The sequence below is a fragment of the Microcella sp. genome, from assembly GCF_019739195.1.
Taxonomy (GTDB): Bacteria; Actinomycetota; Actinomycetes; order Actinomycetales; family Microbacteriaceae; genus Microcella.
On record NZ_JAHHDS010000003.1, the window covers coordinates 1,993,871 to 2,008,528 of the forward strand.

Genomic DNA, 14,658 nt, shown 5'->3' on the forward strand with positions numbered 1-14,658 from the left:
TCGACTCTCTCGCACGATAGCCCGAACATTCGGCCAATTCCAGAGTAAAAATTGCCTAGTGCGCGCCCGCGATGGCCGGCGACCACGGCATCGCCCTAGCGACTCGCGCGTCGACCGCGGCGCTATTGGAGCTAGGGAACAAGCAGCTCGTACTCGGGCAGCGAGCCGTCGAGTACGGGCACGAGAAGCTCGACGCCCGGCACGGTGCCGTAGCTCAAGAAGAGCGGCACGAGCCCGCCGATGACATCGGTGCTGCCGGTGACGAGCACCTGAGGCTGGTCGGGCCCGCCGAATGCCGTGCGACTGTTGGCCGAGATCAAGACGACTTCGGTCACGCGCTCACTGCCGTCGCTCCACTGCACCGACAGACGCTTGCCGACGTCACTCGAGTTGACGACGGTCATGACCAGGTTCAAATTCTCGGGGTCGTCGCCGATGAGCAGCGCGTTGCGCACGGCCAGCTCGCCGACCTCGGTGCCCACTCCGTCGCTCGGGTCATACTCTTTCTCGGTCGCGATCTCGGCACCGAACGTGCAGCCGGTCGTTGCCAGCAGAAGCGCCGCCGCGAGGGCGATCGACGCGGCCAGACGAGATTTCACGAGTTGCCTCCAGAGCACGGGGGGTAGCGATCGATGAGCAGTGCACGACTCTCGATGGCCTGTTCCTCTCCAGTCTATCCAGCGAGCGAGGGCCGCGCGCAGGCTCGATGAGCGCCTGCCCGACCGCTGAGGCTGAGAAACTGCTGTGGTAGACTGGAGGTTCTGCGGAAGGACCACCATCCATGCTTTTCCAGGTCGGCGAGACTGTCGTCTACCCCCATCACGGGGCTGCCACGATCATCGAAGTCAAGAACCGAACCATTCGGGGTGAAGAGAAGCTTTATCTGAAGCTCAACGTCACCCAGGGCGATCTGACGATCGAGGTTCCTGCTGAGAACGTCGACCTCGTCGGCGTTCGCGACGTGATCGGGCAAGAAGGTCTCGACAAGGTGTTTGAGGTGCTGCGCGCGCCGTTCACCGAAGAGCCGACCAACTGGTCTCGCCGCTACAAGGCCAACCTCGAGAAGCTCGCCTCGGGCGACGTCATCAAGGTCTCCGAGGTCGTTCGTGACCTGTGGCGCCGCGATCAAGACCGCGGTCTGAGTGCGGGCGAGAAGCGGATGCTCGCCAAGGCCCGCCAGATTCTCATCAGTGAGCTCGCTCTCGCCGAGAAGACCGACGAGGAGAAAGCCTCGACGGTTCTCGACGAGGTTCTCGCCTCATAGCCAGCTGAGTAGCATCGACCCCGCAGTGACCGACTCGGCCGCTGCGTCGTCGGCTCTCTCGCCGCGGCTCGCCGTCGTCATCGTTGCCGCGGGCAGCGGTACGAGGCTCGGGCGATCAGAGCCCAAGGCCTTCGTCACAGTCGGCGGTCGCACGCTGCTCGAGCACGCCCTCGATGCGGTCTTCTCGCTCGCCGAGCCCGCTCAGGTCGTCGTGGTCGCGCCTGCCTCCCATCGCGACGAGGCGCGCACCATCGCGCTTCGGTCGGCGGGTGCGGCTCGCGACTCGGTGATAGTCGTCGCGGGCGGTGACAGCAGGCTCGCCTCGGTGCGCGCCGGAGTCGTCGCGATCGGCTCGGGCGTCGAGACCGTTCTCGTGCACGACGCCGCGCGCGCCTTCACCCCCGTCGAGGTGTTCGACCGCGTCATCGCCCGCGTGCGGGCCGACGAGGTCGGAGTAATTCCCGCGTTGCCGGTGGTCGACACGATCGCGCGGCGCACGTCCGACGGCGCGGTCATCGAGCAGGTCGATCGCGCGCAGCTCGCGTCGATCCAGACCCCCCAGGGTTTTCCGCTCGAGCAGTACCGCGCAGCACTCGCGGCGGTGGCGCCCGATGCCGAGCACACCGACGATGCCAGCGTGCACGCGGCGGCAGGGCATCCCGTCGTCACGGTGCTCGGCGACGACCGCGCGTTCAAGGTGACGACGCCGTGGGATCTGCGGCGGGCTCAGCAGCTCGTCGCCGATGACCGGCCCTCGCTGCGCACCGGGATCGGCATCGATGTGCACGCCTACGACGACGCGCAACCGCTCTGGCTCGGCGGCCTCTACTGGCCCGATGAGCCCGGGCTCGCCGGCCACAGCGACGGCGACGCGATCAGCCACGCCATCTGCGACGCGCTGCTGTCGGCGGCGGGGCTCGGCGACATCGGGTCGCGATTCGGCGTCGATGATCCGCGATTCGCGGATGCTCGAGGCGAGGTCTTTCTCACCGCTACCCTCGAGCTGCTGCGCGATGCAGGCTTCGACGTGCTCAACGTCGCGGTGCAGGTGGTCGCTCAGCGTCCCCGATTCGCCGCCCGCCGCCACGAGGTCGAAGCGCTGCTCAGCCGGGTGCTCGGCGCCCCGGTGAGCGTGGCCGCGACGACGAGCGACGGCCTCGGGTTCACCGGCCGTGCCGAGGGCGTCGCCGCGATTGCGACAGCACTCCTGCGTTCCTGATCGCGCCGCCGCTCCTGCGGCGCGATGAGCTCCGCCCGCCGAGCACGGTCGCCGGGCTCCGCTCGCTCGGCCATAGCGCCCCGCCGGTAGGCTTGCCCGGTGACCGTGCGCCTTTATGACAGCCTGCAGCAGGCCGTCGTCGACCTCGCGCCACGGGTCGAGGGCCACGTGGGCATGTACGTTTGCGGGCCGACGGTGCAGTCGTCGCCGCACATCGGGCACGTGCGCAGCGCGCTCGTCTATGACCTCTGGCGGCGCTGGCTGACCCAGCGCGGGTACGCCGTCACCTTCATTCGCAACGTCACCGACATCGACGACAAGGTGCTCGCACAGCAGAGCGAGCACGAGCCGTGGTACGCCGTGGCCTACCGCGTCGAGCTCGAGTTCACGGCGGCGTACCGGGCACTCGGCATTCTGCCGCCGACGTACGAGCCGCGCGCGACGGCGAGCATCGCGCAGATGCACGAGCTCATCGCGACGCTCATCGAGCGCGATCACGCCTACGCGGCCGATGACGGTAGCGGCGACGTCTACTTCGATGTGCGCAGCTGGAGCCGCTACGGCGAGCTCACCCGGCAGAGCCCCGACGACATGGAAGCGGCGGGCGATGCGCCCCCTCGAGCCAAGCGCGACCCGCGCGACTTCGCGCTCTGGAAGGGCGCCAAGACCGACGAGCCCTCGAGCGCCCACTGGGCCTCGCCGTGGGGCCCTGGCCGACCCGGCTGGCACATCGAGTGCTCGGCGATGGCGGCCCGATATCTGGGCGAGTCGTTCGACATCCACGGTGGCGGTCTCGACCTGCGTTTTCCGCATCACGAGAACGAGCTGGCCCAGTCGAGCGCGGCGGGGCATGAGTTCGCTCGCCACTGGGTGCACAACGGCCTGGTCAACGTGGGCGGCCAGAAGATGTCGAAGTCGCTCGGCAATTCGGTGTTCGCGCTCGAGCTGCTCGCGAGCCATCGCCCGGCCGTGGTGCGCTACTGGCTCGGCTCGGCGCACTACCGCTCGACGATCGACTACACCCCGAGCTCGCTCGACGAGGCGCAGGCCGCTCTCGAGCGCATCGAGGGCTTTATCGCGCGCGCATCCCGCCGCGTCGCCTCAACACGCTTCGCCGAGGTCGACGCCGAGTTGCCGGCCGAGTTCGTGACTGCGATGGATGACGACCTCGCGGTGCCGCAAGCGCTCGCCGTGCTGCACGATCGCGTCAGGGCTGGCAACGCCGCACTCGACGACGACGATGTGGCCGCCGTCGCGCGGGCCCGCGCCGAGGTGGCTGGCATGGTCGCGGTGCTTGGCTTCGATGCCTCCGAAGCGGATGCTCGCGACGACGACCCCGCCCGACGAGCCCTCTCGACGCTCGTCGACCGGCTCATCGGCGAACGCCGCGACGCCCGAGAGTCGCGCGACTTCGCGACGGCCGACCGCATTCGCGATGACCTGGCCGCGGCCGGCATCGTGCTCGAAGACTCACCGACAGCAACCGACTGGAGTATCGATGGCTAAGCAAGGGCGCCCCGGCGCCAGCAAGAAGAAGAAGGGCCCGACGGTCGGTTCAGGGGGTCAAGGTCGCCAGGCGCTCGAGGGCCGTGGCCCGACTCCGAAGGCGGAGGACCGCACGTGGCACCCGGCCGGCAAGCGCAAGGCCGCGAACGATCGGCTCGCCGCCGCGCGGTCTCGCGCGGGGGGCAATGCCGGGGGCGGGCAGCAGTCGAACCGCTCGCGCGCACCCAAGAAGAATGTCGACGCCGAGATCGTCAGTGGTCGCAACTCGGTGCTGGAGGCTTTGCGCGCGAAGATTCCGGCGAGCGCGTTCTACATCGCGGCGCGCGTCGAGATGGACGATCGGGTGAAAGAGGCTCTCACGCTGGCGACCAAGCGCGGCATTCCGGTGCTCGAAATCATGCGCCCCGAGCTCGACCGCATGACGGGCGAGAACTCGGTCAACCAGGGCATCGCGATCACGGTGCCCGCATACGAGTACGCGCACCCGATGGATCTCGTCACGAAGGCCATCAGTCGGGGGCAGACCCCTCTGCTTGTCGCGCTCGACGGCGTGACCGACCCGCGCAATCTCGGAGCGATCATCCGCTCGACGGCGGCGTTCGGCGGTCACGGCGTCATCGTGCCGCAGCGTCGCTCAGTCGGCGTCACGGCAGCGGCATGGAAGACCTCGGCGGGTGCTGCCGCGCGCACACCCGTGGCGATGGCGGCCAACCTGACGCAGACCCTCAAGGCCATGAAGTCAGAAGGCGTCTTCGTGCTCGGTCTCGACGGGGGCGGCGACATGATGCTGCCGAACCTCGAGCTTGCCGATCGCCCACTCGTCATCGTCGTGGGAAGTGAGGGCAAGGGCCTGTCGCGCCTCGTCACCGAGACCTGCGACGCGATCGTTTCGATCCCGATCTCGGCAGCGACCGAGTCGCTCAACGCGGGCATCGCGGCGAGCGTGGCGCTCTACGAGGTCTCGCGACGACGGGCAGCGCTCTAGGACTGCTCGCTCGTCGCCGTATCGGCGTGTGTATCCTCGAAGTGTTCATCTTTACTGAACATGTGAGGAGAGAGCGATGGCGCTCGACCACCTGAAGATCGCGATCGTCGGCGCGGGCGCTGTCGGCGGATCGGTAGCAGCTGACCTGATTCGAGCTGGTCTCGATGTCACGGTGATCGACCAGTGGCCCGCCCACGTCGAGACGATGCGGGCGAACGGCCTGACCGTGCACCTCGCGGCAGAGACGCAGGTCACACCGGTGCCCGCGCTGCACCTGTGCCAGGTGGCCGAGTTGCGCGAGCCCTTCGACATCGTTCTCACGGGCGTCAAGACCTACGACACGCGCTGGACCGCTGAGCTCATGAAGCCCCTGATGCGACCGGACTCGGTGTTCGTGGGCCTGCAGAACGGCATGACGATCGACGACGTGGCTGCGATCGTCGGCGCTGATCGCACGATCGGCTGCGTGCTCGGCATCGCCGCGAATCTGCGCACGCCCGGCGTGATCGTGCGACAGGTGACGCCCGCCGAGACCTGGTTTTCAGTCGGCACGCTGAGCGGCGAGCGCACCGAGAGGCTCGACCAGGTGGCTGCGGTGCTCGCGCACGCCGCCGAGATCGTCGTGACCGACGACATCCGCTCGGCGAAGTGGATGAAGCTCATCGCCAACATTCCCGAGATGCTGCCGTCAGGCCTTCTCGGTATGCCGCTGCTGGAGGCCGCGCACACGCCGGGCATTCGACCCGTCATGGATGCGATGTCGCGCGAGGCGTACGCGCTCGCGATCGATCTCGGCATCACCATGATGCCCTCGCTCGGCATCACTGCCGAGGCTATGCCCAATTCCGACCAGTACGCGCTCGACCTGCTCGACCGCGTGCTCTCGCACTTCTCGCAGCCCGATACGCGGGTTGCCGTGCTGCAGGACTGGGAGAAGGGCCGCCGGGCCGAACTCGACGCCTTCAGCGGGTACATCGTCGCGCAGCGTGCGGAGCTCGGAGGCAGTGCGCCGGTCAACGAGCGGATCCTGCGGCTGTCAGAGAAGGTCGAGCGCGGCGAACTCACGCCGGCGCCCGAAAACGCACCGCTGCTTATGGCCGCACTCGGCTCCGCTTGACAGGAGACCATGCGATCGCATTGACTGTGTTCACTAAGGCTGAACGCGCGGCAGCGCCGTGGGATACCCACATAGTCACCACGGAGTGCGCAGTACCAAGAAGGAGTCGACGATGACCCGCTATGTCGTCCGCACGGCCGGTGAGGCCGACTACCGCGACCCCGGGGCGCTCGCCCCCGACTCGCACGGCTACTCGCGCTGGTGCGCGGTCGGCTATGCCGACGGCGCCGTGCACACCGACTTCGGCATGTCGCGTCTCGAGCCCGGCGGCGCCGTGCCGACGCACGTGCACTCGTTCGAAGAGTCGTTCCACCTCGTTGAGGGCGAGGTGCTGCTCGTGACGCCCGAGGCGACCGTGCACCTCGTCGCGGGCGACTACGGCGTGATCCCGCTCGGGGTTCCGCACTCGTGGCACTCGATCGGCGACGCACCCGCAGTGTGGAGCGACATCTACTCGCCTCCGCCGCGCGTCGAGCACGGCAGCGACACCTACCGGGTCGCCGACCTCGCGCCGGGCGAGCCCGTGAGGGTCGACCCGCGCGACCCGCGCACCCGTTCGTTCGGGGCCATCACGACCGAGCAGATGAACCCCGGCAAGCAGTCGCAAGAATTGCTCGCGCAGTCGGCCAGCATGCGCACGGCCCTGCTCGTCTACAGCGGCATCTCGCTCAAGATGATGGTCGACAGCGACCTCGGCTCGGTGCTGCACACGATGTTCATGGTGCAGTACGAGCCCACCGGCGTCGCAGGCCCGCACGACCACCCGCTCGAAGAGGCCTACTTGATCATGGATGGCGAGGTCGACGCGACCTTCGACGGCTACGAGGTGCGCATGAAGCCGGGCGACATCGCCTGGGCTGGCGTCGGCTGCGTGCACTCGTTTCGCGCAGTCGGCGAGCCCGTGCGCTGGCTCGAGACGCAGTCGCCCCAGATGCCCGCCCGCCACGCCTACCGATTTGCGCGCGACTGGACCTATCTCGCCGACAAGCTCGGCTCTGCATAACCGACTCACCTGGCACCCGGCCAGAACGCTCAAGGAGGAGCAGTGACTCAGCGCACCATCGTCGTCATCGGCGGAACATCCGGCATCGGCCTCGAGATCGCGAAGGAGGTTGTCGCCCGCGGCGACCGCGTCGTACTGACCGGGCGTGATCAGGCGCGCGCCGATGCCATCGCGCGCTCGATCGGCGAGAACGCCACGGGCCTCGCGCTCGATATCTCCGAGCCCGAGTCGATCGCCGAGAGCCTCGCGAGCGTCGAGCACGTTCACGGCCTGGTGCTCGCGGCAATCGAACGGGACGCGAACACCGTGCGCGAGTACGACATCGCCCGTGCCCGGCGTCTCGTGACCCTCAAGCTCGTCGGCTACACCGAGACGGTGCACGCGCTGCTCGACCGGCTCGATCCGACAGTCGACACGGGCATCGTGCTGTTCGGCGGTCGCGCGAAAGACGCTCCGTACCCCGGCTCGACGACCGTGGCGACCATCAACGGCGGCGTCGAAGGCCTCGTGCACTCGATGGCGCTCGAGCTCGCCCCCATGCGCGTCAACGGCCTGCACCCCGGCATCATCGGCGACAGCCCGTTCTGGGCCGACAAGCCGGCGGCGGTGCTGCAGGGCTACGAGTCGCGCACGCCGGGCGGCAAGCTCGCGACCATGGCCGACATCGTGGGCGCCACGATGTTCCTGCTCGACAACCGCGGAGTTTCGGGCACGAGCCTGTACGTCGACCGCGGCTGGCGGCTCACCTAGATTCGTCTGTCTCCACTAGATATATCCACGCGCATCGACTTATTATTTCACCAGGGCTGTACAGATGCGTGCACCTTTACTGAATTGCTCAACGAGGAGGAACTCATGACCGACGCCGCTCCCCGCGCCGCGGACTTCACACCCGGACGGCCCGTCGTCTTCCGCAACGCGACGGTGATCACCGTCGATGCAGCGGGCGTTCTCGAGAACGCCGACGTCTTGATCACGGATGACACCATCGCCGCCGTCGGTCATTCGCTTGAGGTGCCCGCAGGCACGCTCGAGATCGATGCGAAGGGCGGCATTCTCATGCCGGGCATGATCGACACGCACCGGCACATGTGGCAGACCGCACTGCGCGGCTACGGCGGAGACTGGGCGCTCAGCCAGTACTTCGTCTTCTACTACCTCACGTGGGGCCACGTCTTCCGCGCGGAGGACATCGCGGCCGGCAACCAGCTCAGCGCGCTCGAGTCGATCGACGAGGGCGTCACGACGACCGTCGACTGGTCGCACGCCCTGCGCACGCCCGAGTACGCCGACGCCGCCGTCGAGGCTCTGCGCAGCATCCCCGGTCGATTCGTGCTCGCCTACGGCAACTACCTCGGTGCTCCGTGGGAGTGGATGAAGGAGCCCGGCTTCCAGTCGTGGGTCAAGAACTTCAAGACCGACGACATGATGGGCCTGCAAGTGGCCTTCGACGTCAACTCGGGCCCCGACTTCCACGAGAAGGGCGCCTTCGAGGCGGCTCGCGACCTCGGTCTGCGCGTCACCACTCACGCGGGCGTCTGGGGTGTCAACGGCGACCCGAACATCGAGTACATGTATGACCACGGCTTCATGGACAACACGGTCACCTACGTGCACGCGAGCTCGCTCGGCCCCGACAGCTACCACAAGATCGCGGCGACCGGCGGAACCATCTCGATCTCGACCGAGAGCGAGCAGAGCGCCGGCCAGGGCTACCCCTCGGCCTGGGTCGCCAAGAAGTACGGCATCACCGCGTCGCTGTCGATGGACACAAGCGTGTGGTGGAGCGCCGACTTCTTCTCAGCCATGCGCGCGACGCTCAGCTCGTTCCGCTCGCGAGACCACCTCGAGGCGCAGAGCAAAGGCGAGACGGTCAACGTCAACCGCATGAAGGCCGAAGACGCTGTGTGGCAGGCGACCATGGGCGGTGCTCACACACTCGGCATGGCCGACAAGTTGGGTTCTATCACGGTGGGCAAGAAGGCCGACCTCGTGCTGCTCAAGAACGACGAGTCGCCCGCGATGACACCGATCCTCAACCCCTACGCTCACGTGGTGTACCAGGCAGGTACGGCCGACGTGCACACCGTCGTCGTCGACGGCAAGATCGTCAAGTACAACGGCGAGCGCATCGGGCTGCCGCTCAAGCCGGTCGCTGACCGCGTGGCCGCGTCGGTCGAGCACGTGCGCAGCGAACTCGGCGAAGAGGCCTGGGCCGAGTGGATGAACCCGGCCCTTCCGGAGGATGAGCCCATCGCAAACCCGTACACCTACCTCGATGAGGCAGACGAGAAGGAGATCTAGAGGCCGGAGTGCGGCGACGTGGACCATCGCGGTGCGCCGCCGCACGTCGCTGCACTATTTCTTCGGGTGCTGCCAGATCTCGAGCTGGATGCCGTCGGGGTCGCGCAAGTAGGCCCACTGTGATCCGGCGAGATCGCCATCGGTCAGCGTGACGGGCGGACCGTTGAAGACCGCCCCGCGCTCGGTCAGGTCGGCGAACGCGGTATGCATATCGTCGACCTCGAGGCAAATGTGTGCTGAACCGACGTCTCCGTTGGTGCGATCCCAATCCTTGCCTTCGGGCTGGTGGTACTGCAGAAACTCGACGTTGACGTTTCCGATGCGAATCATCGAGAACGATAGTTCGGCGCCTGGCACCTGCACGCCTCGTTCGAGATCGGGACCCGAGCCGTGATTGAGGGGCCCCGGCTCGACGCCGAACATGCGGGTGTACCACTCAAACGACCGTTGAATGTCTCGAACAGTAATGCCGACGTGGTGCACGCCGTTGACGGTGAATGCCATCTGTCCACTCCTTCGTGTACGAGAGACGTACAGGCCTGGTGGACGACTCGCCACGATCAGGCTGAACGTTTTGTACCCAGACTCAACACCACGAGGAGCCGTCATCGCAAGGCCCGAGCGCCGGTCTGCGAGCGCTTATGTCAAGCAATTCGGGGAATCCGGGCCTCTGGCAGGCGAACAAGCATGGCCACAGACCGCCCGACTTCAGGCTGACCTCGTTCACTTGATTTGCGACACGAGGGGCAGTAAGTTCACCTATAGTGAACAGCACTACGCACCGCGCCTCTGACAGCGAACGGCGCGGCGACGATTCGCATGGACGCAAAGGAGCTTCCTCATGGCAGGACGATTGCACGGTCGCACGATCGTCGTGACCGGCGGCGCATCGGGTATAGGTGCCGCACTCTGCGAAGGCTTCGCCTCAGAAGGAGCCCACTCCGTCATTGCCGACCTGAATGTCGAGGCGGCGCAGGCCCACGCGCAGCGCATCACCGACGCGGGCGGAAGCGCGATGGCAGTGCGCGTCGACGTCACCGATCGCGACTCGGTTCAGGCCGGGATCGCCGCAGCTGTCGACCGCTATGGTCGCCTCGACGCCTACTTCAACAACGCGGGCATGAATTCACCCATGAAGTATCTCGACGTCACCGAGTCGAACTTTGACCTGATCATGAAAGTCAATGTGCTGGGCGTTCTCGTCGGCACGCAAGAGGCGGCGAAGCAGTTCATCGCCCAGGGCACGCCGGGCAAGGTTGTGAACACCGCGTCCATCGCCGGTCGAACGGGCTTCTCGAGTTTCGCGCCCTATAGCGCTGCGAAGGCGGCCGTCATCTCGTTGACGCAATCGGGGGCGCGGGCGCTCGCCGAGAACGGCATCACGGTCAACGGATTCGCCCCGGGCGTCGTCGCGACCCCGCTTTGGACAAAGCTCGACAAAGAGCTCGACGAGATCGGCGAGGGCCAGAACGGCTTCGACTCGATGTCGAGCTCGATTCTGCTCGGCCGCCCGGCCGACCCGAGCGACATCGTTCCCACCGGCATCTTCTTGGCGGGGCCCGACAGCGACTACATCACCGGCCAGATCATTCCCATCGAGGGCGGCATGATCCTCGTCTGAGCGACGCGGTCATCCGAGAAACCACAGAGAGAGCATCCATCATGAAGAGCACCGGAACCACCGGCATGAACGGCGTCGACTGGGAGGCACGCGTCGATTTCGATCGGTTGCGGGATGACCGCCTCGCGAAGCTCAAGGCTGAACTCGACCGTTCTGACGTCGGTGCGCTGCTCGCCTTCGACTTTTCGAACATCCGTTACATGACCGCTACCCACATCGGCACGTGGGCGATGGACAAGCTCATCCGGTTCAGCTTGCTGACCCGCAACACCGACCCCATCTCGTGGGACTTCGGCTCGGCAGCGAAGCACCACAAGCTCTACAACCCGTGGCTCGACGTCACCACCTCAGAGATGGACGCCGACCCGCACTCGCCCCACGAAGGTGCGAAGCGACCGCGTCTCGAGAGCGGCGCGCGTGCCGGCATCTCGACGCTGCGCGGCGCGTTTCCGCCCGATGCCGGCATCGCTGAAGAGGTGGCCCGCAAGGTCAAGCGCGAACTCGAGAAGTTCGGCGTCGCCGACCAGCCGCTCGGCGTCGACGTGATCGAGCTACCTATTCTGTTCGCGCTGCAAAAAGAAGGCATTCAGGTCGTCGACGGCCAGCAGATCTTCCTCGAGGCGCGCCGCATCAAAACCCACGACGAGATTCGGCTGCTCACGCAGGCCGCCTCGATGGTCGACGCGGCCTACGAGAACCTCTACGAATTCTTGCGCCCCGGCGTGCGCGAGAACGAGGCGGTGGGCCTCGTCGCCAAGACGCTCTATGACCTCGGTTCAGAGTACGTCGAAGGTGTCAACGCGATCTCAGGTGAGCGCTGCTCGCCGCACCCGCACGTGTTCAGCGACCGTCTGATTCGCCCCGGCGACCCGGCGTTCTTCGACATTCTGCACAGCTACAACGGCTACCGCACCTGCTACTACCGCACCTTCGCGGTGGGGTCGGCGAGCCGCGCGCAGAAGGATGCTTACACCCGAGCACGCGAGTACATGGATCGCGCGATCGCACTGGTTAGGCCGGGCGCCACCACGGCAGACATCGTCGCGGTGTGGCCGAAAGCCCAAGAATTCGGATTCGCCGACGAAGAGGCCGCGTTCGCGTTGCAGTACGGCCACGGCGTCGGCCTGTCCATCTGGGAGAAGCCGATCTTCTCGCGCCTCACCTCGTTCGACCACCCCGAGCTCATCGAAGAGGGCATGGTGTTCGCCCTCGAGACCTATTGGCCCGCAGCTGACGGCTGGGGTGCTGCACGAATCGAAGAAGAGGTCGTCGTCACGGCCACCGGGTGCGAGGTCATCACGAAGTTTCCGGCCGAAGAGCTGCTCGTCGCGGGCAAGCGCTACTACGCGGTCGGCGGCGAGCTCAGTACGCTGCGCGACTCGCAGTCGCACCTCAACACGACCGACGGTCGTGGCGGGCTCTAGGTACCAAACATGACTGCTCCATCGACCACCATGCGCGCCGCTGTCTTCCACGGTCGTGGCGACGTGCGCATCGACACCGTGCCGACCCCCGTTGCGGCGTCGGGGCAAGCGCTCGTCAAGGTGCTGCGAAGCGGCATCTGCGGCACCGACGCGACCGAGTTCAAGTCGGGCCCGATCATGTTTCCGATCGACGCGCCGCACCCCAAGAGCGGCCATCAGGGCCCGCTCATCATCGGCCACGAGTTCGTGGGTGAGATTGTCGAGCTTCCGGGCGGCCCTATTGACGGGCTATCGGTGGGCGACCATGTCGCCTCGGGCGCCGGTGTCGCGTGCGGTGCGTGCCAGCGATGCCAGCAGGGTCGCACGAACCTGTGCGAGCGCTACGTGACCCACGGGCTCAACATCGATGGAGGCCTGGCCGAGTACGTTGCGGTCGCGACGTCGACCCTCGTGCGCATTCCCGACGGATGCTCGCTCGACGCCGCGGGCGTCGCCCAGCCGCTCGCGGTCGGCCTGCATGCCGCTCGGCGGTCGCACGTCGCTGATGGCGACCGGGTCGTGCTGTTCGGAGCCGGGGCGATCGGCACGTTCATTCTCGCTGGCCTCATCTCGCTCGCCGACGCCGACATCACCGTGGTGGACTTCGCCGGAGAGCGCCTTGACCGGGCGCTGCGACTCGGAGCGACTCGGGTCGTTCCGGTCGATGAGAACCTGCACCATGCGCTGCGCACCGTCGTCGGGCCGAACGGCGCCGACGTCGTCATCGAGGCCACGGGAGCACCCGGGCAGCTCGACCTGTGTCTGCGACTCGTGCGGCAGGGCGGCACCATTCTCGAAGTGGGCTTGCCGTCGAAGCCGCAAGAGCTCGACGTGCACAAGCTCGTGCTGAGCGAGGTGACGATTGCCACGACCGTCGCGCACGTCTGCGGAGACGATCTGGCTCCGTCGCTCGACATTCTCGCGGGCACCGACCTCGGCGATGAGCTCGTCGAAGCAGTCTTCGGTCTCGACGATGTTCCTGCCCAGCTCGCTCGGCTCGCCGCCGGTGAGATTCGCGGCAAGGTGCTGTTCGACCCGACCCGCACCGCCTGACACCAGCATCCGCATCCCGATCAATCAGAGAGGTGGCCACGAGCCATGAGAGCAGCTGTCTTCCACGACGCCAAAGACATCCGGGTCGAAGAGGTCGCCGAGCCAGGAGCCCTCGGGCCCCGCGACGTGCGGCTCAAGCCGTTTTGGTGCGGCATCTGCGGCACCGACCTGCACGAGTATGCAGTCGGCCCCATCGTGATTCCGACCCAGCCCCACACGCTCAACGGATCGACCGCGCCGCAGATTCTCGGGCACGAGTTCTCTGCTGAGGTGCTCGAGGTGGGCGGCGAGGTGCGCAGCGTGCGTGCCGGTGATCGGGTGTCGGTCATGCCGCTGCTGTTCTGCGGAGCCTGCTACTTCTGCCAGCGCGGACTCAACCACCTGTGTACGTCGATGGCCTGCGTCGGACTCAGCGACCAGTGGGGAGGCATCGCCGAGCAGGCGATCGTGCACGAGTCGAAGGTCGCCAAGCTTCCTGACTCGATGTCAGACATGCAGGGAGCGCTCGTCGAGCCCACCGCGGTCGCCGCCTACGGCGTCGACAAGGCGCAGGTGCGCCCGGGCGACACCGTGCTCGTCACCGGTCTCGGGCCGATCGGCGCTCTCGCGTCGATGTACGCCGCGGCGCTCGGGGCGACGGTCTACATGTCTGAGGTCAACCCGAAGCGGCAAGAGCTCGCGCGGTCGCTCGATGTCGGAGTACTGCTCGACCCGCGCTCGACCGATGTGGCGGCCGAACTGCGTGACCACACGGGCGGCATTGGCGTCGACGCGGTGATCGAGTGCTCGGGCAACGAGATCGCGCTGCAGACCGCGCTCGCCGCGGTGCGGGCATCGGGCAACATCTCACAGACGGGCCTGCACACGAAGCCCGCCGCGATCGACCCCATGGTTCTGTCAGAGCGCGACATCACCCTGCGTGGCACGTGGTGCTACCCCGTGACCGACTGGCCGCGCATCATCGACCTCATCGGTCGCGGTCGCATGGACGTCGAGAAGGTCGTCAGCGCGACGATCGACATGGCCGACATCGTCGAGAAGGGCTTCGAGACCCTGCTGTCGCCGACCGGCGACCAGGTCAAGGTTCTCGTTCGCGCCTACTGATCCCTCTACCCAAGCAAGG

At 66.8% G+C, this 14,658-nt stretch carries 14 protein-coding genes; 12 read left to right on the plus strand and 2 right to left on the minus strand.

Annotation, left to right across the window (positions count from 1 at the left end; translation table 11 throughout):
* Positions 1 to 131: 131 nt before the first annotated feature.
* Positions 132 to 599 carry a hypothetical protein gene (locus KL788_RS11470; RefSeq protein WP_293171650.1) on the minus strand — a complete coding sequence of 156 codons (468 nt, stop codon included), beginning with the start codon at positions 597 to 599 and terminating at the stop codon, positions 132 to 134.
* A gap of 182 nt (positions 600 to 781) precedes the next feature.
* On the opposite strand from KL788_RS11470, the gene KL788_RS11475 reads away from it, so the two are divergent.
* The 8 genes from KL788_RS11475 (at position 782) to KL788_RS11510 (ending at position 9,398) form a co-directional block, all read left to right on the plus strand.
* Positions 782 to 1,264, plus strand: a complete 483-nt coding sequence (locus KL788_RS11475) for a CarD family transcriptional regulator (protein WP_293171654.1) — start codon at positions 782 to 784, stop codon at positions 1,262 to 1,264.
* A gap of 4 nt (positions 1,265 to 1,268) precedes the next feature.
* Complete coding sequence (ispD, locus tag KL788_RS11480) at positions 1,269 to 2,483, plus strand: 2-C-methyl-D-erythritol 4-phosphate cytidylyltransferase (RefSeq protein WP_428846138.1); 1,215 nt, start codon at positions 1,269 to 1,271, stop codon at positions 2,481 to 2,483.
* Positions 2,484 to 2,582: 99 nt separating this feature from the next.
* Positions 2,583 to 3,989, plus strand: a complete 1,407-nt coding sequence (cysS, locus tag KL788_RS11485) for a cysteine--tRNA ligase (protein ID WP_293171660.1) — start codon at positions 2,583 to 2,585, stop codon at positions 3,987 to 3,989.
* Complete coding sequence (rlmB, locus tag KL788_RS11490; protein WP_293171663.1) at positions 3,982 to 4,974, plus strand: 23S rRNA (guanosine(2251)-2'-O)-methyltransferase RlmB; 993 nt, start codon at positions 3,982 to 3,984, stop codon at positions 4,972 to 4,974. Before cysS ends, rlmB begins: the two co-directional genes overlap by 8 nt.
* 76 nt (positions 4,975 to 5,050) lie before the next feature.
* Entirely contained in the window at positions 5,051 to 6,091 is a 1,041-nt protein-coding gene (locus KL788_RS11495; protein WP_293171666.1) for a ketopantoate reductase family protein, read from the plus strand.
* Between the two features lie 112 nt (positions 6,092 to 6,203).
* Positions 6,204 to 7,094, plus strand: coding sequence for a cupin domain-containing protein (locus tag KL788_RS11500; RefSeq protein ID WP_293171669.1), 891 nt, complete (start codon positions 6,204 to 6,206; stop codon positions 7,092 to 7,094).
* Positions 7,095 to 7,136: 42 nt separating this feature from the next.
* The gene (locus tag KL788_RS11505; protein WP_293171672.1) at positions 7,137 to 7,844 is read left to right on the plus strand and encodes an SDR family NAD(P)-dependent oxidoreductase; all 708 of its coding nucleotides are present in this window, start codon (positions 7,137 to 7,139) and stop codon (positions 7,842 to 7,844) included.
* Between the two features lie 105 nt (positions 7,845 to 7,949).
* On the plus strand, positions 7,950 to 9,398 hold the full coding sequence (locus KL788_RS11510; protein ID WP_293171675.1) for an amidohydrolase family protein: 1,449 nt from the start codon (positions 7,950 to 7,952) through the stop codon (positions 9,396 to 9,398).
* A gap of 54 nt (positions 9,399 to 9,452) precedes the next feature.
* Here the strand turns inward: KL788_RS11510 and KL788_RS11515 are convergent, their stop codons facing one another.
* Positions 9,453 to 9,902, minus strand: coding sequence for a VOC family protein (locus tag KL788_RS11515; protein WP_293171678.1), 450 nt, complete (start codon positions 9,900 to 9,902; stop codon positions 9,453 to 9,455).
* A 337-nt stretch (positions 9,903 to 10,239) separates the two neighbouring features.
* On the opposite strand from KL788_RS11515, the gene KL788_RS11520 reads away from it, so the two are divergent.
* From KL788_RS11520 to KL788_RS11535, 4 genes are read left to right on the plus strand one after another with little or no spacing between them, the layout of a single operon-like run.
* Complete coding sequence (locus KL788_RS11520) at positions 10,240 to 11,019, plus strand: SDR family NAD(P)-dependent oxidoreductase (protein WP_293171681.1); 780 nt, start codon at positions 10,240 to 10,242, stop codon at positions 11,017 to 11,019.
* Between the two features lie 41 nt (positions 11,020 to 11,060).
* On the plus strand, positions 11,061 to 12,443 hold the full coding sequence (locus KL788_RS11525) for a M24 family metallopeptidase (protein ID WP_293171684.1): 1,383 nt from the start codon (positions 11,061 to 11,063) through the stop codon (positions 12,441 to 12,443).
* Positions 12,444 to 12,452: 9 nt separating this feature from the next.
* Positions 12,453 to 13,535 carry a zinc-dependent alcohol dehydrogenase gene (locus tag KL788_RS11530; RefSeq protein WP_293171687.1) on the plus strand — a complete coding sequence of 361 codons (1,083 nt, stop codon included), beginning with the start codon at positions 12,453 to 12,455 and terminating at the stop codon, positions 13,533 to 13,535.
* A 45-nt stretch (positions 13,536 to 13,580) separates the two neighbouring features.
* Positions 13,581 to 14,639, plus strand: a complete 1,059-nt coding sequence (locus KL788_RS11535) for a 2,3-butanediol dehydrogenase (RefSeq protein WP_293171690.1) — start codon at positions 13,581 to 13,583, stop codon at positions 14,637 to 14,639.
* The last annotated feature ends 19 nt before the right edge of the window (positions 14,640 to 14,658 follow it).